General features: G+C 47.9%; 17 protein-coding genes. All 17 read left to right on the top strand.

All coding sequences use genetic code 11. The annotated features are described in order from the left end of the window. Nucleotides 1–58: 58 nt before the first annotated feature. Nucleotides 59–391 carry a helix-turn-helix domain-containing protein gene (locus DXD02_RS07070; RefSeq protein ID WP_070103703.1) on the top strand — a complete coding sequence of 111 codons (333 nt, stop codon included), beginning with the start codon at nucleotides 59–61 and terminating at the stop codon, nucleotides 389–391. A 141-nt stretch (nucleotides 392–532) separates the two neighbouring features. Continuing rightward, on the top strand, nucleotides 533–667 hold the full coding sequence (locus tag DXD02_RS15950; RefSeq protein ID WP_256359690.1) for a hypothetical protein: 135 nt from the start codon (nucleotides 533–535) through the stop codon (nucleotides 665–667). Between the two features lie 75 nt (nucleotides 668–742). Continuing rightward, nucleotides 743–1192, top strand: a complete 450-nt coding sequence (locus DXD02_RS07065) for a hypothetical protein (protein ID WP_172680781.1) — start codon at nucleotides 743–745, stop codon at nucleotides 1190–1192. A 395-nt stretch (nucleotides 1193–1587) separates the two neighbouring features. Further along, nucleotides 1588–3525 carry a threonine--tRNA ligase gene (gene thrS / locus DXD02_RS07060; RefSeq protein WP_118666617.1) on the top strand — a complete coding sequence of 646 codons (1938 nt, stop codon included), beginning with the start codon at nucleotides 1588–1590 and terminating at the stop codon, nucleotides 3523–3525. A 293-nt stretch (nucleotides 3526–3818) separates the two neighbouring features. Further along, nucleotides 3819–4142, top strand: coding sequence for a DUF1540 domain-containing protein (locus tag DXD02_RS07055; protein WP_118666616.1), 324 nt, complete (start codon nucleotides 3819–3821; stop codon nucleotides 4140–4142). A gap of 308 nt (nucleotides 4143–4450) precedes the next feature. After that, nucleotides 4451–4945 carry a translation initiation factor IF-3 gene (gene infC / locus DXD02_RS07050; RefSeq protein ID WP_022461743.1) on the top strand — a complete coding sequence of 165 codons (495 nt, stop codon included), beginning with the start codon at nucleotides 4451–4453 and terminating at the stop codon, nucleotides 4943–4945. Nucleotides 4946–4980: 35 nt separating this feature from the next. Further along, nucleotides 4981–5178: a 50S ribosomal protein L35 gene (gene rpmI / locus DXD02_RS07045; protein ID WP_022461742.1), complete on the top strand. Its 198-nt coding sequence runs from the start codon at nucleotides 4981–4983 to the stop codon at nucleotides 5176–5178. A gap of 49 nt (nucleotides 5179–5227) precedes the next feature. After that, on the top strand, nucleotides 5228–5584 hold the full coding sequence (gene rplT / locus DXD02_RS07040; protein WP_022461741.1) for a 50S ribosomal protein L20: 357 nt from the start codon (nucleotides 5228–5230) through the stop codon (nucleotides 5582–5584). A 95-nt stretch (nucleotides 5585–5679) separates the two neighbouring features. Next, entirely contained in the window at nucleotides 5680–6831 is a 1152-nt protein-coding gene (locus DXD02_RS07035) for a DUF362 domain-containing protein (RefSeq protein ID WP_118666615.1), read from the top strand. Nucleotides 6832–6920: 89 nt separating this feature from the next. Continuing rightward, on the top strand, nucleotides 6921–7358 hold the full coding sequence (locus tag DXD02_RS07030) for a GatB/YqeY domain-containing protein (RefSeq protein WP_022461739.1): 438 nt from the start codon (nucleotides 6921–6923) through the stop codon (nucleotides 7356–7358). Further along, the gene (locus DXD02_RS07025; protein ID WP_055227893.1) at nucleotides 7355–9169 is read left to right on the top strand and encodes an ABC-F family ATP-binding cassette domain-containing protein; all 1815 of its coding nucleotides are present in this window, start codon (nucleotides 7355–7357) and stop codon (nucleotides 9167–9169) included. Before DXD02_RS07030 ends, DXD02_RS07025 begins: the two co-directional genes overlap by 4 nt. 304 nt (nucleotides 9170–9473) lie before the next feature. Further along, nucleotides 9474–13025, top strand: a complete 3552-nt coding sequence (gene nifJ, locus DXD02_RS07020; RefSeq protein ID WP_118666614.1) for a pyruvate:ferredoxin (flavodoxin) oxidoreductase — start codon at nucleotides 9474–9476, stop codon at nucleotides 13023–13025. Nucleotides 13026–13263: 238 nt separating this feature from the next. After that, nucleotides 13264–13704: a DUF4869 domain-containing protein gene (locus DXD02_RS07015; RefSeq protein ID WP_055227895.1), complete on the top strand. Its 441-nt coding sequence runs from the start codon at nucleotides 13264–13266 to the stop codon at nucleotides 13702–13704. A gap of 8 nt (nucleotides 13705–13712) precedes the next feature. Next, nucleotides 13713–14690: a hypothetical protein gene (locus tag DXD02_RS07010; RefSeq protein WP_055227896.1), complete on the top strand. Its 978-nt coding sequence runs from the start codon at nucleotides 13713–13715 to the stop codon at nucleotides 14688–14690. A gap of 30 nt (nucleotides 14691–14720) precedes the next feature. After that, nucleotides 14721–16028 carry a putative ABC transporter permease gene (locus DXD02_RS07005; RefSeq protein ID WP_117804766.1) on the top strand — a complete coding sequence of 436 codons (1308 nt, stop codon included), beginning with the start codon at nucleotides 14721–14723 and terminating at the stop codon, nucleotides 16026–16028. A gap of 226 nt (nucleotides 16029–16254) precedes the next feature. After that, nucleotides 16255–17220 (top strand): SseB family protein, encoded by a 966-nt coding sequence (locus tag DXD02_RS07000; RefSeq protein ID WP_022461182.1) that lies wholly within the window; start codon nucleotides 16255–16257, stop codon nucleotides 17218–17220. A 103-nt stretch (nucleotides 17221–17323) separates the two neighbouring features. Beyond that, nucleotides 17324–20239, top strand: coding sequence for an insulinase family protein (locus DXD02_RS06995; protein ID WP_117804764.1), 2916 nt, complete (start codon nucleotides 17324–17326; stop codon nucleotides 20237–20239).

The following is a 20239-nucleotide window of genomic DNA, read 5'->3' as shown; positions in this document are numbered from 1 at the left end:
GGACAGGGAATTTTGTGATATAGTAAAACAAAATCTGAGTGAAAAGGTGAAATACAAAATGATCAGTGAAAAAATTTTTGAATTAATTCTTCGAAACGGGGTGACCCAGAAAGAATTCTCTGAAGAAACCGGAATTTCACAGAGCACCATCAGCGACTGGAAAAGAAAGGGGACGAATCCGTCGGCGGATAAGATACTGAAAATCTGCGAAGTGCTGAAGGTTACGCCGTATGAGCTTTTAGGAGAAAATGAGATCGAACGGAAAGCAGTGGATCTCGAAATGTGCGCGGCAAACACAGAGGAGAAAATGATTCTGGAAGGCTTTCGTAATTTGCCCGACAGAAAAAAGGAACGAATTCTGGGATATCTGGCGGCATTGCAGGAGGAATAAAAGGATGCAGAAACCATCTGTGAATATCCTGGCCTCTCAGATGAGGAAAATATTTCAAAAATCTGAGATTTTCTATCGCGAATCTTTCTTAGGAGTGATAAAATAAACCATAATACGTTCGGCAGAAAGAGGGAATCGAGTATGAAATATGCCTACAAAAACGGAAAAATTTTAAACGGAACGAAAGAGATGCAGGTCCAGACCGGTCTTACGATCCTGACGGAGGGAGAAAACATCACGGCGATTGTCCCGGAAGAATCGACCATCCGCAGGTAAAACGTAATCCGGTCGTGACGGCGGAACTGGATAAATTTCTGGTGGATTAAAAACAGGATGGAGAAGACAAACAAGATGGAAGAAACGAAAGAAACACAGGAAAGCTTACAGCGAAAAAGAGAACAGGCCCTGCAGCGGCTCCGCAAGGAGCGGACAGAAGAAGCCCTGTGGGACTGTGTTACTGCGTATCAGGATTTTGAGTTCCATACGTATTCCGGCCTGCCGTATTCCTACCATATGAAATACGGCAGAAGCGGCACCTATACAAAAGAGCTCTGGATCAACCGCAGAGAAAAAAGCAAAAGTCTTGTCTGGAGCTCCGTCCGGAGTGCATATCAGAAAGTGCTGGAATTACAGCAGGAGAGCGAAAGACCGGTTGTCGAGCGCCCGAAAGCGCTGGGCGATATCCGTGGAATCACGTATATTTACGGCATCTTTTACGAGTTTGCCCTGCTGGAAATGCCGGAAAAAGCAAAAGAAAAAATTGCTCTGCAGACAGCAGGACAAAAATCGCCGGAAAAATAAATTTTTCGCCCATGCAGGTCTTGACAACCACGCATTGGGTGATATAATCTAAAACTATCGGGAGCCGAAAAGCACCGAACACAAAAAACAAAGCGTAGAAGAGACGAGTAAATCACAGTGAATGTGACAGAGAGAAACCCCGTTTTGTGGTGCAAGGGTTTTAACAGGAACGTGATCGAAGACCAGCTCTGAGCGGCCCCAATCCGGCCCGGTGATTCCGTTATCGTCAAATGAAGTGGTTTGAAAAAACAAAATGGGTGGAACCGCGGTGAATGAAAATACATCGTCCCTTTTGACAGCATAAGCGTGTCAGAAGGGACTTTTTTGTTGCTGTAAAAAGTATAAAAATTCTGAAACACGCTTGCGAAAAATATACAAAGAAAGAGGTAAAGCAAATGATCATCACACTGAAAGATGGAAGTGCCAAAGAGTACTCCGAACCGAAATCCATCATTGAGATCGCAGCAGACATCAGCGAAGGCCTTGCAAGAATGGCCTGTGCAGGTGAAGTAAACGGAGAAGTAGAAGACCTTCGTACCGTGATCGACAAAGATTGCAATCTTTCCATTCTGACCTTCAACGATGAAGGTGGAAAAGCAGCATTCCGTCACACAACATCCCATATCATGGCACAGGCCATCAAGAGACTGTACCCGGATACCAAACTGGCCATCGGACCGTCCATCGCAGACGGATTCTACTATGATGTAGACAGAGAGACTCCGCTCACCAGCGAAGACCTTGAAAAAATCGAAGCAGAGATGAAGAAAATCGTAAAAGAGGATCTGAAACTGGAGCGCTTCGAACTGCCGAGAGCAGAAGCCATCGCCTTCATGAAAGAAAAAGAAGAGCCATATAAAGTAGAACTGATCGAAGATCTGCCGGAAGACGCAGTCATCAGCTTCTATCGCCAGGGCGAATTCACGGACCTGTGCGCAGGCCCTCATCTGATGAGCACAAAGCCGGTCAAAGCCTTCAAACTGACCAGCCTTGCAGGCGCATACTGGAGAGGCAGCGAGAAAAACAAGATGCTGCAGAGAATCTACGGAACTGCATTCACAAAGAAAGCAGAGCTTGAAGAGTACCTCCACATGATCGAGGAAGCAAAGAAGCGTGACCACAGAAAACTCGGAAAAGAGCTCGGCCTGTTTATGATGAGTGAGGACGGCCCGGGATTCCCGTTCTTCCTTCCAAAAGGAATGGATCTGAAAAATGCACTGATGGATTACTGGCGTGAAATCCACAGAAAAGCAGGATACGTAGAAATCTCCACACCGATCATCCTGAACCGTCGCCTGTGGGAGACCTCCGGTCATTGGGATCACTACAAAGAAAACATGTATACCACCGTCATCGACGATGAAGATTATGCAATCAAACCGATGAACTGCCCGGGCGGCGTTCTCGTTTACAAATCCGAGCCTCGTTCCTACCGTGATCTGCCGCTGCGTCTGGCAGAGGTTGGCCTGGTACATCGTCATGAGAAATCCGGCCAGCTGCACGGCCTGATGCGTGTACGCTGCTTCAACCAGGACGATGCCCATATCTTCATGACACCGGAGCAGATCAAAGATGAAATCAAAGGCGTTGCAAACCTGATTGACCAGGTTTACAAACTGTTCGGATTCAAATATCACGTAGAGCTGTCCACCCGTCCGGAAGACAGCATGGGAAGCGATGAGGACTGGGAGGTAGCAACCGAAGGTCTCCGTGGCGCACTCGATGATCTTGGACTTGACTATGTAGTCAACGAAGGCGACGGCGCATTCTATGGCCCGAAGATCGACTTCCATCTGGAAGACTCCATCGGAAGAACGTGGCAGTGCGGTACCATCCAGCTTGACTTCCAGCTGCCGCAGAGATTCGAACTGGAATACACAGGAGCAGACGGAGAGAAACATCGTCCGATTATGATCCACCGTGTTGTTTACGGTTCTGTTGAGCGTTTCATCGGTATCCTGATCGAGCACTTTGCAGGTGCATTCCCAACCTGGCTTGCACCGGTACAGGTAAAGGTTCTGCCAATCTCCGACAAATACGCAGATTACGGCAAGAAGGTTCTGGACGCCCTTCACGAGGCAGGCATCCGCGCAGAGATGGATACCCGTTCCGAGAAGATTGGATATAAGATCCGTGAGGCACAGGGACAGAAGATTCCATACATGCTGATCGCCGGAGCAAAAGAGGAAGAGGCAGGTCTTGTATCTGTCAGAAGCCGTTTTGCAGGTGATGAAGGCCAGAGAAGCCTGGAGCAGTTTATCGCAGATATCAAAGAAGAAATCGCAAGCCGCGTTAACCGCCCGGTTACTGTTGAAACAAAAGAAAATAAATAAGGTAGGTGTCAAAAAAATTGACACCTATGATACCAGATTGCTCCGTACTTCGTACTCCCGCAATCTTCAAAACATTCGTACTCCGCTCATTTTTCTTCGAAAAATGGCTACTTACTCATGTTTTGGCGTGTCCAAAATTTAAAAATCCTCGTGCAAGCTTTGCTTGCGTCGGATTTCCAAACTTTGGACACTGGTATTATCAAATAAATAAAGCATAAAAAATTACCTCTTGGAAATAATGGTTTCTATGCGGGCGAAACCGCAGAAAACTAAATTTCAGGAGGTAATTTATTATGCCAGCATTAAGTTGTTCCGCTATGACCTGTGTTTACAACCAGAACGAGCTCTGTTCCAAAGGAGATATCCGCGTAGGCGGAAGCGGAGCCAAAAGCTCCATGGAAACGTGCTGCGAGAGCTTCAAGGAGCGCGGTGAGGGCACGATGTCCAACTCCACCGGCTGTGGCTGTACGAAAATCGGTGTCGACTGCAAGGCGCAGAACTGTACCTTTAACGACAACTGTAAATGCGAAGCCGGAGATATCCATATCGCCGGAGACAGCGCATGCAGCTACCAGGAAACCGAGTGCAGCTCCTTCCGCTGTGGCTGCGGGAAATAAATACGAAAAAATGCGAAAATCAGTATTGACAACAGGATGGGAGAGTGCTATACTATAATAGTCTGAGAAAAAGAAAGTAGAGTATCCACTCTCACCCTAGCGCAAACACGCGACTACGGTTCAATATTGATCTTAAGTTCTCTTTGTGTAGAGATTTATGTACAATGTTAAGTGGATAGTCTGTCTATCCACTTTTCTTGCGTTATCAGTCAAATCCGGTCCGGTGAGCCGAGTTTGATTTCGTTACACCGCAAAAGCGGGAACACAGTCTTTTATAATGATGGAGGTGCACTACAATTAGCGAATTAATGATTAATGAGCAGATCAGAGACAGAGAAATTCGTCTGATCGGTCAGAACGGAGAACAGCTTGGAATTATGTCTGCCAGAGATGCGTACCTGAAAGCACAGGAAGCAGGTCTGGATCTTGTGAAAATTGCTCCGACAGCGAAACCGCCGGTTTGCAAAATTATCGACTACGGAAAGTACAGATATGAACTGGCCCGCAAGGAAAAAGAAGCAAAGAAAAAACAGAAAACAATTGAAATCAAGGAAGTTCGCCTTTCTCCAAACATTGACACCAATGATCTTAATACCAAAGTAGGTGCAGCCCGCAAGTTCATTACAAAGGGAGACAAAGTAAAAGTAACACTTCGTTTCCGCGGCCGTGAGATGGCACATATGAACAGCAGCAAATACATCCTCGATGAATTTGCAGAGAGTCTGTCCGATATTGCAACGGTTGACAAAGCGCCAAAGGTGGAAGGCAGAAGCATGACCATGTTTTTGACGGCTAAACGTTAAAATACATTTGAATCAATATCAAGGAGGAAATTAAAATGCCAAAGGTAAAAACAAGCAGAGCAGCTGCAAAGCGTTTTAAAACAACAGGAACAGGAAAATTAGTAAGAAATAAAGCTTACAAGAGCCATATCTTAACCAAGAAATCTCAGAAGAGAAAAAGAAACCTGAGAAAACAGACTACTGTTGATGCAACAAACGTAAAGAACATGAAGAAAATCTTACCTTACATGTAATTTTTGCAAGGTAGAGTTACGCCCAACAGATCAAGGAGGAAAATAAGAAATGGCAAGAATTAAAGGCGGCATGAACGCTAAGAAAAAACATAACAGAGTATTAAAACTGGCTAAAGGTTACAGAGGAGCCAGAAGCAAACAGTATAGAGTAGCAAAACAGTCCGTAATGCGCGCACTGACCAGCTCCTACGCAGGAAGAAAACAGAAAAAACGTCAGTTCCGTCAGCTGTGGATCGCTCGTATCAACGCAGCAGCAAGAATGAACGGTCTGTCCTACAGCAAATTTATGTATGGTCTGAAACTGGCAGGCGTTGAGCTGAACCGTAAAGTTCTGGCTGACATGGCAGTTAACGATGCAGAAGGATTTGCAACACTGGCTGAGCTTGCAAAAAGCAAAGTAGCATAAGTAAAAACATATTCTGTGTGAATATACGAAGAAGCTGTGAGAACCGGTAAGGGGATCGCAGCTTCTTTTGAAATATAGAAAAACATGAGGTGAATATGGAAAAAAGCAAAGTGGCAGTGGTTGCCTGTCCCGACTATGAGCCGGCGCGCGTAAAGGAAAGCCTGCAAAAGGGATTGGAAGCAATTGGCGGCCTGGAATCTCTGATCGGAAAAGAAGAGAATATCTTATTAAAACCAAACCTCGTCCGCTCCGCAAAACGCGAACGCGCCGTCGTGACCGACCCGGAAGTCATGGATGCCCTGATCACGATTTTACAGGAAAATGGCTATGAGAATATTTCCTGCGGCGATTCCTGCGGCCTTGGCACCCCGGAGGGCATTACAAAGGAAGCCGGGCTGAAAGAGGTGCTGGAAAAACACAACGTTCCGCTGAAGGATTTCCTTACGAGCGAGCGCGTAGAAACCGCCGATGGTAAATTTCTGATGATTGCGAAAGATGCACTCGACTGCGACGCCCTCATCAGCGTCAGCAAAATGAAAACCCACGCGCTGGAACGCATCACCGGAGCTGTCAAGAACCAGTACGGCTGCATCAGCGGCGTCTACAAAAAACTCGGCCACACGCAGTATCCGAACGCTGAGAGCTTCGCGCACATGCTGATCGAGCTGAACCAGAAAGTCGCCCCGCGTCTCTATATCTGCGACGGCATCGTAGCAATGGAAGGCAATGGTCCGACTTCCGGCGACCCGGTTTCGATGGGAGTTCTTCTTATGTCCACCGATCCGATCGCACTGGATACCGTGTTCTGCCATCTGGTGAACCTCGATCCGTCGTATGTGCCGACAAATCTCTACGGGGAAACGCTCGGCCTTGGAACGTGGCACGACGACCGCATCGAAATCGTGACAGCGGATGGCACCATATCCGAGGAAGAACTGAAAAGAAAGTACGGAAATCCAAACTTCAACGTCGACCGCCGCAAAGCCCGCAAAAAAGGAGCCCTCGACCTGCTCGAGATCCTCGGGGTCTTCCAGAGCCGCCCCTATATCATAGAAGAAAAATGTAAAAAATGCGGCGTCTGCGTCGAGAGCTGCCCGGTGGAAGGGAAAGCCGTCCGCTTTGATAACGGCCGCAGAAATCCGCCGGTCTACGATTATAAAAAGTGCATCCGCTGTTTCTGCTGTCAGGAAATGTGCCCGCATCAGGCAATCCAGGTAAAGAAACACCGTCTGCCGTGGGGAAAATAAGGGAGCTATCCTACAAAGTGACTGGAAAAGCAAAAAGAGAAGTGTTATACTTGAAACCGGACAAAATTTAGTACAGGAGGAACAACACCATGGAATTAGAAACTTTAAGAAGTGATATGATAGCAGCAATGAAAGCCAAAGACAAAGCGAGAAAAGAGGCCATCTCTTCCCTGATCTCCGCAGCAAAGAAAGTAGCCATCGACGAGGGCTGCCGCGATGACATCAAACCGGAGCTGGTAGACCGCGTCATCTTAAAAGAGCTGAAGACCGTAAAAGAGCAGATCGATACCTGCCCGGCATCCCGTGAGGACTTAAAAGCAGAGTATCAGTTCCGCTATGACGTCATCAGCGAGTATGCACCGAAACAGATGAGTGCAGACGAAGTCAAAGCCTACATCAAGGAGAAATTCGCAGACGTTCTGGCAACCAAGAGCAAAGGTGCCATCATGAAGGCCGTTATGGCAGATATGAAAGGTAAAGCAGACGGAAAAGTCATCAACCAGACCGTTGCAGAACTGTGCAAATGAATATCATCAACATCGAACACATCAGCAAACTGTTCGGCGATAAACTGATTTTTGACGATGCTTCCTTCGGCCTGCAGGAGGGCGACAAGGTCGGCATCGTCGGAATCAACGGAACCGGAAAATCCACGCTGCTGCGCATAGTAGCAGGAGATGAGACCCCGGATTCCGGCCAGATTATCCGCCAGAACAACCTCAAAATGGCCTATCTTCCGCAGACACCGGAATTTCCAAAGGATGCCACCGTGCTGTCCTACGCCCTTTCCGGCGATGAGGAGGACTGGCAGGTGCAGAGCAACCTTGTACAGCTCGGTATCACCGAATACGACGCAAAAATCGACACCCTCTCGGGCGGCCAGCGCCGCAAGGTTGCCCTGGCAAAAGTGCTTGCGTCCGATTTTGACGTCCTGATCCTCGACGAGCCGACAAACCATCTCGACAATGCGATGCTCTCCTGGCTCGAGGATTACCTGAAAAATTACCGCGGAACCGTCTTTATGGTCACCCATGACCGTTATTTCCTGGATAAAGTGTCGAACCGCATCCTCGAAATCAGCCACGGAAAAATGTACAGCTACGATTCCAACTATTCCCGTTTTCTGGAACTGAAAGCTGAGCGCGAGGAGATGGAACTCGCCTCTGAACGGAAACGCCAGAGCATCCTGCGCATGGAACTCGAATGGGCGAAACGCGGCTGCCGCGCAAGAAGCACAAAACAGCGCGCAAGACTCGAACGTCTCGAAGTACTCAAAAATGGCACGGCACCGACCGCAGACGCTGTCGTGGAGATGGATGCTGTCGAGACCCGCATGGGAAAGAAAACGATTGAATTCCATAACGTCAGCAAAGCCTTCGGCGATAAAACGCTGATGAAAGATTTCGAATACATCTTCCTGCGGAACCAGAGTGTCGGCATCATTGGCCCGAACGGCTGCGGAAAATCCACAATGCTGCGGATGATCACCGGAGAAGTCCTGCCGGATGCGGGAACCATCGAAATCGGCGACACGATCCGCATCGGCTATCTGGCACAGGAAGAGCCGGACATGGATACGAATCAGCGCGTGATCGACTACGTGAAAGATATCGCTGAGTATGTCCAGACCCGTGACGGCCGCATCAGCGCATCGCAGATGCTCGAACGCTTCCTGTTCACACCGGATATGCAGTACACCCCGATTTCCAAACTCTCCGGAGGCGAAAAACGGAGACTGTATCTCTTATCCGTCTTAGTGAGCGGCGCCAATGTTCTGATCCTCGACGAGCCGTCCAACAACGTTGATATCCCGACCCTGACCGTGCTTGAGGATTTCCTGAACACGTTCGTCGGCATCGTCATCACCGTTTCCCACGACCGCTATTTCCTGGATAACGTCGTGGACCGCATCTTCGAATTCGACGGAAACGGAAATCTTCTGCAGTACGAGGGCGGCTACACCGATTACCTCGAAGCAAAAGAACGCCGTTTCGGCGGAAGTGCGGAAGAAACAGCAAAAGCAGCGCCGTCCAAAACGTCCGCGGACGAACCTGCAAAGTCAAAGAACAATGACTGGAAGCAGAACCGTCCGACCCGCCTGAAATTTACGTTCAAAGAACAGCGCGAGTACGAGACCATCGATGACGATATCGCTGTACTCGAGGAAAAGATTGCATCGCTTGACGATCAGATGCTCAAAAACGCCACCAACTCTGCAAAGCTCGCCGAACTGATGGTGGAAAAAGAGAAGACCGAAGCTGCTCTGGAAGAAAAAACCGAGAGATGGGTTTATCTCACCGACCTCGCAGAACAGATTGAGGCGCAGAATCAGAAATAAAAGAAGCAAAGGAACTGTCCGCAGAAGAGAAAAAATATGCGGGTCGTTCCTTCTTTTTTTATCGAGAAATTCGACGCGGAATTACCAGAAGTTGTAAAAAACTTGTATTTTTCCCTGAACACCCACAGAAAATCTGGACAGAATGCCCAATCGGTGTTATAATTCAAATACTGGACATAGTGGCATTGCCATGCCCTTATCCGGGTTTTTCGAAGCGCGGAGGCAACCGAAACCCGGCAGAACACCAACCTGAGAAAAGCCAAAGTAATTTTTGGTCATCATTTTTTAAGGAGGATAAAATCAAATGGCTAGAAAGATGAAAACCATGGATGGTAACCAGGCTGCAGCACATGCGTCTTATGCGTATACCGACGTAGCAGCTATTTACCCAATTACCCCTTCATCCGTTATGGCGGAGCATACCGATGAGTGGGCAACCCAGGGAAGAAAGAACATTTTCGGACAGGAAGTTCAGGTAACTGAGATGCAGTCTGAGGCAGGAGCAGCAGGTGCAGTACACGGATCACTGGCAGCCGGAGCTCTTACCACAACCTACACCGCATCCCAGGGACTTCTTCTTATGATCCCGAACCTTTATAAAATTGCCGGCGAGCAGCTCCCGGGCGTATTCAACGTATCCGCTCGTGCCCTTGCAAGCCACGCACTTTCCATCTTCGGAGATCATTCAGACGTTTACGCCTGTCGTCAGACCGGAGTCGCAATGCTCTGCGAATCCAGCGTACAGGAGGTTATGGACCTGACACCGGTTGCACACTGTGCAGCACTGAAAGGCAAAGTTCCATTTATCAACTTCTTCGACGGATTCCGTACCTCCCACGAGATTCAGAAAATCGAGACATGGGATTACGAAGATCTGAAAGACATGGTAGATATGGATGCAGTAGATGCATTCCGTAAACATGCCCTGAACCCGAACCATCCGTGCCAGAGAGGATCCGCACAGAACCCGGATATCTTCTTCCAGGCAAGAGAAGCATGTAACCCGTACTACGATGCTCTTCCGGCAATCGTACAGGAGTACATGGACAAAGTAAACGAGAAAATCGGAACCGATTACAAACTGTTCAACTATTATGGAGCAGCAGACGCTGAGCACGTAATCATCGCTATGGGTTCTGTCTGCGATACCATCGAGGAGACCATCGATTACCTCGTAGCAGCAGGCAAGAAAGTCGGCGTTGTAAAGGTACGTCTGTACCGTCCGTTCTCCGCAGAAGCACTCATCAGCGCTATTCCGGAGACTGTAAAACAGATTTCCGTTCTGGACAGAACAAAAGAGCCAGGATCTCTTGGCGAGCCTCTGTACCTGGACGTAGTAGCAGCATTAAAAGGCAGCAAATTCGAGAGCACACCGGTATTCACAGGCCGTTACGGACTTGGTTCCAAGGACACCACACCGGCTCAGATCGTTGCTGTATATGAAAATACAGAGAAACAGAGATTTACCATTGGTATCGTAGACGATGTTACCAATCTGTCTCTGCCGGTTGGCGCTCCTCTGGTAACAACTCCGGAAGGAACCATCAACTGCAAATTCTGGGGACTTGGCGCAGACGGTACCGTAGGTGCAAACAAGAACTCCATCAAGATCATCGGTGACAACACAGACATGTACGCACAGGCTTACTTCGACTATGACTCCAAAAAGTCCGGCGGTGTAACCATGTCTCACCTGCGTTTCGGAAAGAAACCGATCAAATCTACATACCTGATCCACAAAGCAAACTTTGTTGCATGCCACAATCCTTCCTATGTGAACAAATATCACATGGTAGAAGAGCTGGTAGACGGAGGAACCTTCCTTCTGAACTGCCCATGGGATGAAGCAGGCCTGGAAGAGCATCTGCCGGGACAGGTAAAAGCATTCATCGCAAACCACAACATTAAATTCTACGTGATCGACGGCGTTAAGATCGGTATCGAGACCGGCATGGGACCGACCCGTATCAACACCATTCTTCAGTCTGCATTCTTCAAGCTTGCGAAGATCATTCCGGAAGAAAAAGCCATCGAACTCATGAAAGCAGCAGCAAAAGCTACCTATGGCCGTAAAGGTGATGATGTCGTAGCAAAGAACTGGGCAGCTATCGATGAGGGTGCAAAACAGATCAAAGAAGTTGCAGTTCCGGAAAGCTGGAAAAATGCAGAAGACGAAGGTCTGACCACAACTCATGCAGAGAGCGGCCGCGCTGACGCTGTTAAATTCGTAAATACCATCCAGGCAAAAGTAACTTCCCAGGAAGGAAACAACCTGCCTGTATCCGCATTTGCAGACTACGTAGACGGAACAACTCCGTCCGGCACATCCGCATACGAGAAACGTGGTATCGCCGTAAACGTACCTGTATGGAATCCGGAAAACTGTATCCAGTGTAACAGATGTTCCTTCGTCTGCCCGCACGCTGTTATCCGTCCGGTTGCCATGACCGCAGAAGAAGCAGCAGCAGCTCCGGAAGGCATCCAGACCATGCCGATGACCGGTATGCCGGACTACACCTTCACAATGGCTATTTCCCAGCTTGACTGTACCGGATGTGGTTCCTGTGCAAACGTATGCCCGGGCAAGAAGGGTGTGAAAGCACTGGCTATGGAAAGCCTTGCAGCACACGAAGCAGAGCAGAAATACTTCGATTATGCAGCAGCTCTTCCAGAGAAGACAGACGTTGTAGCAAAATTCAAAGAGAATACCGTAAAGGGCAGCCAGTTCAAGAAACCGCTGCTTGAGTTCTCCGGCGCATGCGCAGGCTGCGGCGAGACTCCTTACGCAAAACTGATCACCCAGCTGTTCGGTGACAGAATGTACATCGCAAACGCAACAGGATGCTCCTCTATCTGGGGTAACTCCTCACCGTCCACTCCTTACACTGTAAACGAGAAAGGACAGGGCCCGGCATGGTCCAACTCCCTGTTCGAGGACAACGCAGAGTTCGGTTATGGTATGCTTCTCGCTCAGAAAGCAATCCGCGGCGGCCTGAAAGCCAAAGTTGAGGATGTTATGAATTCCGAGAAAGCTCCGGAAGAAGTAAAAGCAGCATGCAAAGAGTATCTGGATACCTTTGAATGCGGCGCAACCAACGGAACCGCAACCGATAAACTCGTAGAAGCAATCAAAGATGCCGACTGCGATACCTGCAGAGAAATCGTAAAGAACAAAGACTTCCTCGCTAAGAAATCCCAGTGGATCTTCGGTGGCGACGGATGGGCTTACGATATCGGATTCGGCGGCGTAGACCACGTACTTGCCAGCGGAAAAGATATCAACGTAATGGTATTCGATACAGAGGTTTACTCCAACACAGGCGGACAGTCCTCCAAAGCTACTCCGACCGGTGCAGTTGCACAGTTCGCAGCAGGCGGTAAAGAAACCAAGAAGAAAGATATGGCAAGCATCGCAATGAGCTATGGCTATGTATACGTAGCACAGATCGCTATGGGCGCTGATTACAATCAGGCAGTCAAAGCAATCGCAGAGGCAGAGGCATATCCGGGACCGTCCCTCATTATCGCTTACGCTCCATGTATCAACCATGGTATCAAGAAAGGTATGAGCAAAGCACAGACCGAGGAGCAGCTCGCTGTTCAGACCGGATACTGGCATTGCTTCCGCTTCAACCCGGCACTCGCTGCAGAAGGCAAGAGCGCATTCACACTGGATTCCAAGGCTCCGTCAGGAGATTATCAGGAATTCCTGAACGGCGAGGTACGTTACAACTCTCTGAAACGTGCAAACCCGGCGAAAGCAGAAAGACTGTTCGGCAAGAACGAGCAGGAAGCAAAAGACCGTTACACTTACCTGAACAAACTCGTAAAACTGTACGGCGCAGAAGAAGAGTAATTCTTTTTCCTTAAAAAGAATTTGAAAAAGGAGAGAAGTCATACTTGAGAGAGTATGGCTTCTTTCTTTTTGGGAGAAAAAATGAATTAGCGACATTTGGCAATAGTTTTGTATCGTTTGTCAACATTTTTATCCCGGAAAATGTTGACAAACGATACATTTTTGCGCAAGAAGGCTTTGAGATATGGTATAATGTGCGTATCACGATATAATGAGCGTTAGCGAGAGGAATTTTATTATGTTGAAAATATATCTTGGAGAAATGAAAGGTGCAATCTATCATCCGCCAACCTATTTTGATAATTGTTATGAAGATGAATGGCTGACCACGCCACTGGCAAAAGAAATGATCCGCGATGTGGATCGCTCGGAGGTAATCAGTGCGCATCTGATTGACAGCCCGGTGCTTGGTCCGATTCCACCGAAAGATTTATCCGGAGGAATCAAAACGTTGCTGCTGATGGCATACGATACAGACGGAAAGATCTTTAATGCCTCCGTATGTGGAGATAATTGTGCAAAATGGATTTTAAAATTAGGAGAGCAAAAGGATCTGACGATTAATCTGCGTCATGTGATGCGGTTTGGCAAAGATCCTTTTGAAATCCTGATTTTAAATACAGGGACTATTGTGCGGAATATGTCCGAATTTGTAGATGTTGCCGAGGCTTATGTATAGGTGGATGTATGAAGGGAAAGAAAAGAGTTATTATTCAAAATAACAGAGTTCATTATGAATTTGTGATAAAGCGTAATATTACAATCATCCAGGGGGATAGTGCATCAGGAAAAACAACACTGGTAAATATGATCCGGCAGGCAGAAAATTTAGGGGAGTCCAGCGGAATCAACGTTTCCTGTGAAGTACCGTGCAGAGTGCTGGAAGGTGTTAATTGGAAAATTATTTTGGAAAACAGCCGGGAAAGCATCTTTTTCATAGACGAGGAGAATTATTTTATAAAAACAGAAGAATTTGCTTCTGCCATACGGGGTTCAGAAAATTATTTTGTATTGATTACGAGAGAAAACTTATATAATTTGCCGTATAGTGTAGAAGAGATTTATGGATTGCATGTTTCCGGAAAATACAGAGATACCAGAAAAATATATCAGAAAATGTATCAGATCTATCCCAAAACAGCACGGCTTCCTGTTAGAGTACAAAAAATAATTACGGAAGATTCCAATTCTGGGTATCAATTTTTTGAAAATGTATGTGCAGAAAGGAATATTACATGTGAAAGCGCTGGTGGAAAAACAAAAATACCGGAAATGATCGGCAAGGCAGGAACAGAAGAAACCTGTATTATTGCGGACGGTGCTGCAATTGGAGCAGAAATGAATCTTCTCAGCAATAAAATAGAGGAAAAACAGAACGTACATTTATATTTACCGGAGTCTTTTGAATGGCTGATTTTAAATTCAGATCTTTTACAGGACAAAGAGGTTCGTAAAATTCTGGAAAATCCAGAAGATTATATCGACAGCACAGAGTTTTTTAGCTGGGAACAATATTTTACAAAATTGCTGATTCAGAAAACAGAAGGAACATATTTGCAGTATAAAAAAGCAAAATTAAATCCATCTTATTTGCAGGATAAAAATAAAAACAAAATACTGGAGAGTATACAAGGGATTCAGTGGAAAATAAAATCCTTAAAATAGCAAAAATAATGAAAGAATAGAGAGAAGAACATGAACTATACAATTTATGACTATCTCGGCCTGTTTTTCTTTTACGCCTTCCTTGGATGGCTTCTGGAAACTTCTGTGGCCGCGATCCGGAAAAAACATATGGTAAACAGAGGATTCTTAAATGGTCCGCTCTGCGCCATCTATGGAATCACAGCTGTCTTTATGACACGTTATCTGTATGAACTGCAGTCAAGCCCCGTCTTTTTGTTCCTTGGCTGTATGATTATCGCTACCGCAGTCGAGTGGCTGGCCGGTCACGCACTGGAACGCATTGGCCATGGCAAATGGTGGGACTATTCCAATAAAAAATGGAACATGGACGGCTATATCTGCCTTCAGTATTCTGTACTATGGGGAATTTTAGGACTGCTTGCCATGAAAATCGGCAATCGCCTCTGCTTTACAGTTCTTCATTCAATTCCGGCCGGTTTTCTGCATATCACATCCTGGATTCTCTTTGGTATATTGATAGTAGATGCCGTCGGTTCCTATGCTGTTCTGCACCACATCACGAAAAAAATGCCGCGGATCAGCGCTATGAACGATCAGATCGACGCCTTCACCAGACGCCTTTCTGTCCGTGTTTACCGCTATCTGGAGCGTCGTGTGGAACGTGCCTATCCGGCCGTACAGCCAGTTTCGGAGAAAAAAGAGAAAACAGAAACCGGCGTATTTGCCGAAGGATGCAGCTTTTACAAAATCGTTCTTCTCTTCATCATCGGCGCATTTTTGGGCGATATTACAGAAACCATATTCTGTCGCATCACCGCCGGTGTCTGGATGAGCCGCAGCAGCCTTGTATGGGGCCCGTTCAGCATCGTCTGGGGCCTGGCCATCGCCCTCGCTACCTGGTTCCTCTACAACTACCGCGACCGCTCCGATGGATTCCTGTTTGCCTTTGGTACCTTCCTCGGCGGAGCCTACGAATACATCTGCAGTGTGTTCACCGAAATCGTATTCGGAAAAGTCTTCTGGGACTACAGCGACATTCCCTTCAACCTCGGAGGCCGTATCAACCTCCTGTACTGTTTCTTCTGGGGAATAGCCGCCGTCGTCTGGCTCAAAAAATTCTATCCTGTCATTTCGCGCTGGATTGAAAAAATCCCGATGAAATTCGGAAAAATCATCACTTGGATCCTGATTGTGTTCATGGTGGCCAACATACTCGTATCTACCCTTGCTCTCGCCCGATACGACGAACGCGCCCACCAAAAGCCCGCTGCTAATGCCATCGAGCAGACCATAGATGCCCATTTCCCGGACGCCCGAATGGAAAAAATCTACCCCAATGCCAAAGCGATTAACTAGAATGTGTTAAAAAACAATTCCGTAGTCTGCACGCCCCAATTACAGACTACGAAAAGCCCTCTCCCTCCGTCATGCAAAGTCAGGCCCCGTTTCGACAGCTTTGGTCTGCGCGGTCCGTTACCCCCAAAGAAAACCTTTGGCAACCCACCAAAAGTATGATATAATGTCACATAGATATTTTGGGGATACCATATCCTCTAAGAGCGAAGAAAGGACTCAACCACAAATGACAGTAGACAACAGCTTCACAATGAAGAAATTTCAGAGCATGGAAATCATCTATGTCACATTTTCCCAGATCACGAAACTCCCATACGTAGAGTGCGATCCGGAAACCTTTGATGATCAGGTATACATGTTTACCGAAGAAGAAGCAGCTAAAGAATTTGCAAAATCCTATGTAGAGAAGAATACCCCGCTGCTTACCGTAAAAGTACTGCGCAAGCAGATGCCGAACTTCTATATGGGCCTCTACGCAGAAGGTGTCAACATGGTCATCTTCCACGAAGGCGATCAGACCCGCCGCATCGAGCTGGAGCAGATCTTCCCGAAACCAGACATGGAGAAAATGAACAAACAGCACCTCCCGGTTCTGAACCCGGGCGTACAGCTCACCGTCGTATACTTTCTGCAGGAACTCAGAAAACCAAACCAGAGAAGAGACGATGCCGAGCGCATGCAGCACCTGCGTGAACTCGAGGAAGAAATGCTTGTCAACCTGATGCGAAGCAAATTCATCCTTGCCATCGACATTTCCCAGGTACAGGGCGAATTCGATCCGGCCAACCCGGGACCAGACGTGCGCATCCCGTACATCAAAAACCAGAACGAAGACATCTTCCAGCCGCTGTTTTCCGATATTGGTGAATTCCAGAAATTCCGTCCGGATCCGCAGGCAAAACTCCGTCTGGCAGCCATCCCGTTCCAGCACCTTCTGCCGTACCTGATGAAACAGGCCAAAGGCTTCGTCATCAACCCGTCCGGCTTCAACCTTCTGTTGACCAGAGAACAGCTCCAGAGAATCATGGGAGCCCAGGCACAGAGCGTCCGACCGAACCTTGAGGCAATGATGGCACAGGCCGCTGCAGCACAGGCACAGAAAAATGCACAGAACAACGCTGCAAACGACGAAGTAAAAGAACACGTCGACGAGACAGAGAACACCGCAGCAGAAAACGACAACGAAGAATAAAACCGACAGGGCCGCAGAAAATCCCAGTAAACGGGCACTGCGGTCCGTTTTTGACTGCATAAAACCGGAAATAATAAAGAAAAACAAGAAAGGATATACAAAAATGAACGCAGAACATTGCAAAGCCTATACCCTGCTGCAGGAACAGCAGATTGATGATATCCACGCACATGGCTACCTACTTCGCCACAACAAAAGCGGAGCCCGCGTGCTGCTTCTCGAGACGGAGGATGACAACAAAGTATTCAACATCGCGTTCCGTACCCCGCCGTCCGACAGCACCGGCGTAGCCCACATCCTCGAGCACAGCGTCCTCTGCGGCTCCCGCGAATTCCCGTTAAAGGATCCCTTCGTAGAACTCGTCAAAGGATCCCTGAACACCTTCTTAAATGCTATGACCTACCCGGATAAAACCATGTACCCGGTAGCCAGCACCAACGATGCCGACTTCCAGAACCTGATGCATGTCTACATGGACGCCGTATTCTACCCGAACATTTACAAACACGACGAAATCTTCCGGCAGGAAGGCTGGAGCTATCATTTGGAAAGCGAAGACGGCCCGCTGACCTACAACGGTGTTGTATACAACGAGATGAAAGGAGCCTTCTCCTCCGCAGACGATGTCCTGGAGCGTGAAACATTCAACACCCTGTTCCCGGACACTCCGTACGGCGTAGAATCCGGCGGAGATCCGTCCTGCATCCCGAACCTGACCTACGAAAACTTCCTGAAATTCCATCAGACCTATTACCATCCGTCCAACAGCTATATCTACCTGTACGGAAACATGGATATGGAAGAAAAACTGGCATGGATGGATGAAAAATACCTGTCCCATTTTGATGCAAAAGAAGTAAAATCCGAAATTCCGTATCAGAAACCATTTGCAGAGACCCTCGACATTGTACACGAGTACCCGGTACTCGACGGCGATCCGCTTGAAAACAATGCGTACCTGTCCTACAACATGGTCATCGGCAGCGGTCTGGATGTAAAATTAAACGTGGCATTTTCTGTTCTGGAGTATGCACTCCTTGACGCACCGGGAGCCCCGGTCAAACAGGCACTCCTTGACGCACACATCGGAAAAGATGTTTACGGCTCCTACGAGGACGGCATCCTGCAGCCATTCTTCTCCATCGTAGCCAAGAACGCCGATGAAAATGAGAAAGAAAAATTCCTGTCCATCATCCGCGGCACCCTCAAGGATATCGTGAAAAACGGCATGGATCGGAAAGCCATCGAGGCAGGCATCAACTATTTCGAATTCCGTTTCCGTGAGGCGGACTTCTCCAGCTTCCCGAAGGGCCTGATGTACGGCATTGACGTCTTCGACAGCTGGCTGTATGACGAGAACAAACCGTTCGCCTACCTGCAGCAGCTTGCGATCTACGATGAGCTGAAAAAACTGGCAAAAGAAGGCTATTTCGAAAACCTGATCCAGACGTATCTGCTGGACAACACCCATGCCTCCATCGTGACCCTCATTCCAAAGACCGGTCTTGCCGCAGAAAATGATGCAAAGACCGCAGAAAAACTGCAGAAATACAAAGAGAGCCTGTCAAAAGAAGAGATCGAGAAAATCATTGCTGACACCAAAGAGCTGGCAGCATATCAGGAAGAAGAGGAGAGCGAGGAAGCACTCGAGACGATTCCGCTCCTGAAACGAAGCGATATCAAACGTGAGTCTGTCAAACTTTACAATGACGAGCATGAAGTCGATGGAACGACGGTTCTTCATCACAACGTATTCACGAACGGCATCGGTTACTTAAGCTTGCTGTTTGATACGAAAAATGTGCCGAACGATCTGATCCCGTACATGGGCGTATTAAAATCCGTTCTCGGCTATGTGGACACCGAACACTACACCTACGGCGAACTGTTCAACGAGATCAATGCACAGACCGGCGGCATCAACTGCGGACTGCAGGTATTCCGCATTCCGGAAAATGATGACGACTGCCGCAGAATGTTCGGCATCCGCGCGAAATTCCTGTACGACAAACTGGATTTCGTCATGAAAATGATCGAGGAAATCCTGAATACCTCCCGCCTGGATGACGAGAAACGTCTTCACGAGATCATCTCCAGCATGAAATCCGGCCTGCAGAACCGCCTGTCTTCCGCCGGAAATGCAACGGCTGTGATGCGTGCAGCTTCCTATTACTCCCCGATGAGCAATTTCCAGGACCGCATCGCAGGCATCGGCTTCTGCCAGCTCTTAAAAGATCTGGACGAGAACTTCGATGAGAAAAAAGCAGAACTGATTAAAAATCTGCAGATCCTGATGAAATACATCTTCCGCAAAGAGAATCTGACCGTCTCCTATACCGCAGACGAGACAGGCTACGCACCGCTGGAAGAAAAAATCGCAGCATTCAAAGAGAATCTGTACACCGACGAAGTGGAGCCGGGCAGCATTGTGTATGACTTTGAACAGAAAAACGAAGCCTTCCAGACCTCCGGCCAGGTACAGTACGTGGCACTCTGTGGAAACTTCGAGCGCGAAGGCTACGACTACACAGGAGCCCTGCGCATCCTGCGTGTCATGCTGAGCTATGACTATCTGTGGATCAACATCCGTGTCAAAGGCGGCGCTTACGGCTGCGGCGGAGCTTTCGGAAGAGGCGGAAACGCGTGCATTTCTTCCTACCGTGACCCGAACGTCGGAAGAACCCTTGAAGTATACCGCGGTATCGGCGATTACGTGCGCAATTTCGAAGCAGACGAGCGCCAGATGACCAAATACATCATCGGAACGATCAGCGAACTCGACGTCCCGATGAACCCGTCCGCAAAAGGCCAGACCTCCGAGAGCGCATGGTTCAACGGCATCACCGAAGCAGACTTCCAGCAGGAGAGAGATCAGATCCTCGATGCAACCCTGGATGACATTCATGCACTGGCAGACCTTGTAGATGCAGCCTTAAAACAGAACAACATCTGCGTTGTCGGAAGCGAAGCAGCCATTCAGAAAGAGAAAGAACTGTTTAAGAACGTAGAGAACTTATAA

The organism is Blautia sp. TF10-30, from assembly GCF_003481245.1.
GTDB classification, from domain to species: domain Bacteria; phylum Bacillota; class Clostridia; order Lachnospirales; family Lachnospiraceae; genus Fusicatenibacter; species Fusicatenibacter saccharivorans.
The sequence above is the reverse complement of the archived record's forward strand: the minus strand, read 5'-3'. Positions and strand labels throughout refer to the sequence as shown.

Excerpts from the sequence above, each read along its gene's own strand:
- DXD02_RS07070 (WP_070103703.1), top strand. The coding sequence starts at position 59 with ATGATCAGTGAAAAAATTTTTGAATTAATTCTTCGAAACGGGGTGACC.
- DXD02_RS15950 (WP_256359690.1), top strand. The coding sequence starts at position 533 with ATGAAATATGCCTACAAAAACGGAAAAATTTTAAACGGAACGAAAGAG.
- DXD02_RS07065 (WP_172680781.1), top strand. The coding sequence starts at position 743 with ATGGAAGAAACGAAAGAAACACAGGAAAGCTTACAGCGAAAAAGAGAA.
- thrS (WP_118666617.1), top strand. The coding sequence starts at position 1,588 with ATGATCATCACACTGAAAGATGGAAGTGCCAAAGAGTACTCCGAACCG.
- DXD02_RS07055 (WP_118666616.1), top strand. The coding sequence starts at position 3,819 with ATGCCAGCATTAAGTTGTTCCGCTATGACCTGTGTTTACAACCAGAAC.
- infC (WP_022461743.1), top strand. The coding sequence starts at position 4,451 with ATGATTAATGAGCAGATCAGAGACAGAGAAATTCGTCTGATCGGTCAG.
- rpmI (WP_022461742.1), top strand. The coding sequence starts at position 4,981 with ATGCCAAAGGTAAAAACAAGCAGAGCAGCTGCAAAGCGTTTTAAAACA.
- rplT (WP_022461741.1), top strand. The coding sequence starts at position 5,228 with ATGGCAAGAATTAAAGGCGGCATGAACGCTAAGAAAAAACATAACAGA.
- DXD02_RS07035 (WP_118666615.1), top strand. The coding sequence starts at position 5,680 with ATGGAAAAAAGCAAAGTGGCAGTGGTTGCCTGTCCCGACTATGAGCCG.
- DXD02_RS07030 (WP_022461739.1), top strand. The coding sequence starts at position 6,921 with ATGGAATTAGAAACTTTAAGAAGTGATATGATAGCAGCAATGAAAGCC.
- DXD02_RS07025 (WP_055227893.1), top strand. The coding sequence starts at position 7,355 with ATGAATATCATCAACATCGAACACATCAGCAAACTGTTCGGCGATAAA.
- nifJ (WP_118666614.1), top strand. The coding sequence starts at position 9,474 with ATGGCTAGAAAGATGAAAACCATGGATGGTAACCAGGCTGCAGCACAT.
- DXD02_RS07015 (WP_055227895.1), top strand. The coding sequence starts at position 13,264 with ATGTTGAAAATATATCTTGGAGAAATGAAAGGTGCAATCTATCATCCG.
- DXD02_RS07010 (WP_055227896.1), top strand. The coding sequence starts at position 13,713 with ATGAAGGGAAAGAAAAGAGTTATTATTCAAAATAACAGAGTTCATTAT.
- DXD02_RS07005 (WP_117804766.1), top strand. The coding sequence starts at position 14,721 with ATGAACTATACAATTTATGACTATCTCGGCCTGTTTTTCTTTTACGCC.
- DXD02_RS07000 (WP_022461182.1), top strand. The coding sequence starts at position 16,255 with ATGACAGTAGACAACAGCTTCACAATGAAGAAATTTCAGAGCATGGAA.
- DXD02_RS06995 (WP_117804764.1), top strand. The coding sequence starts at position 17,324 with ATGAACGCAGAACATTGCAAAGCCTATACCCTGCTGCAGGAACAGCAG.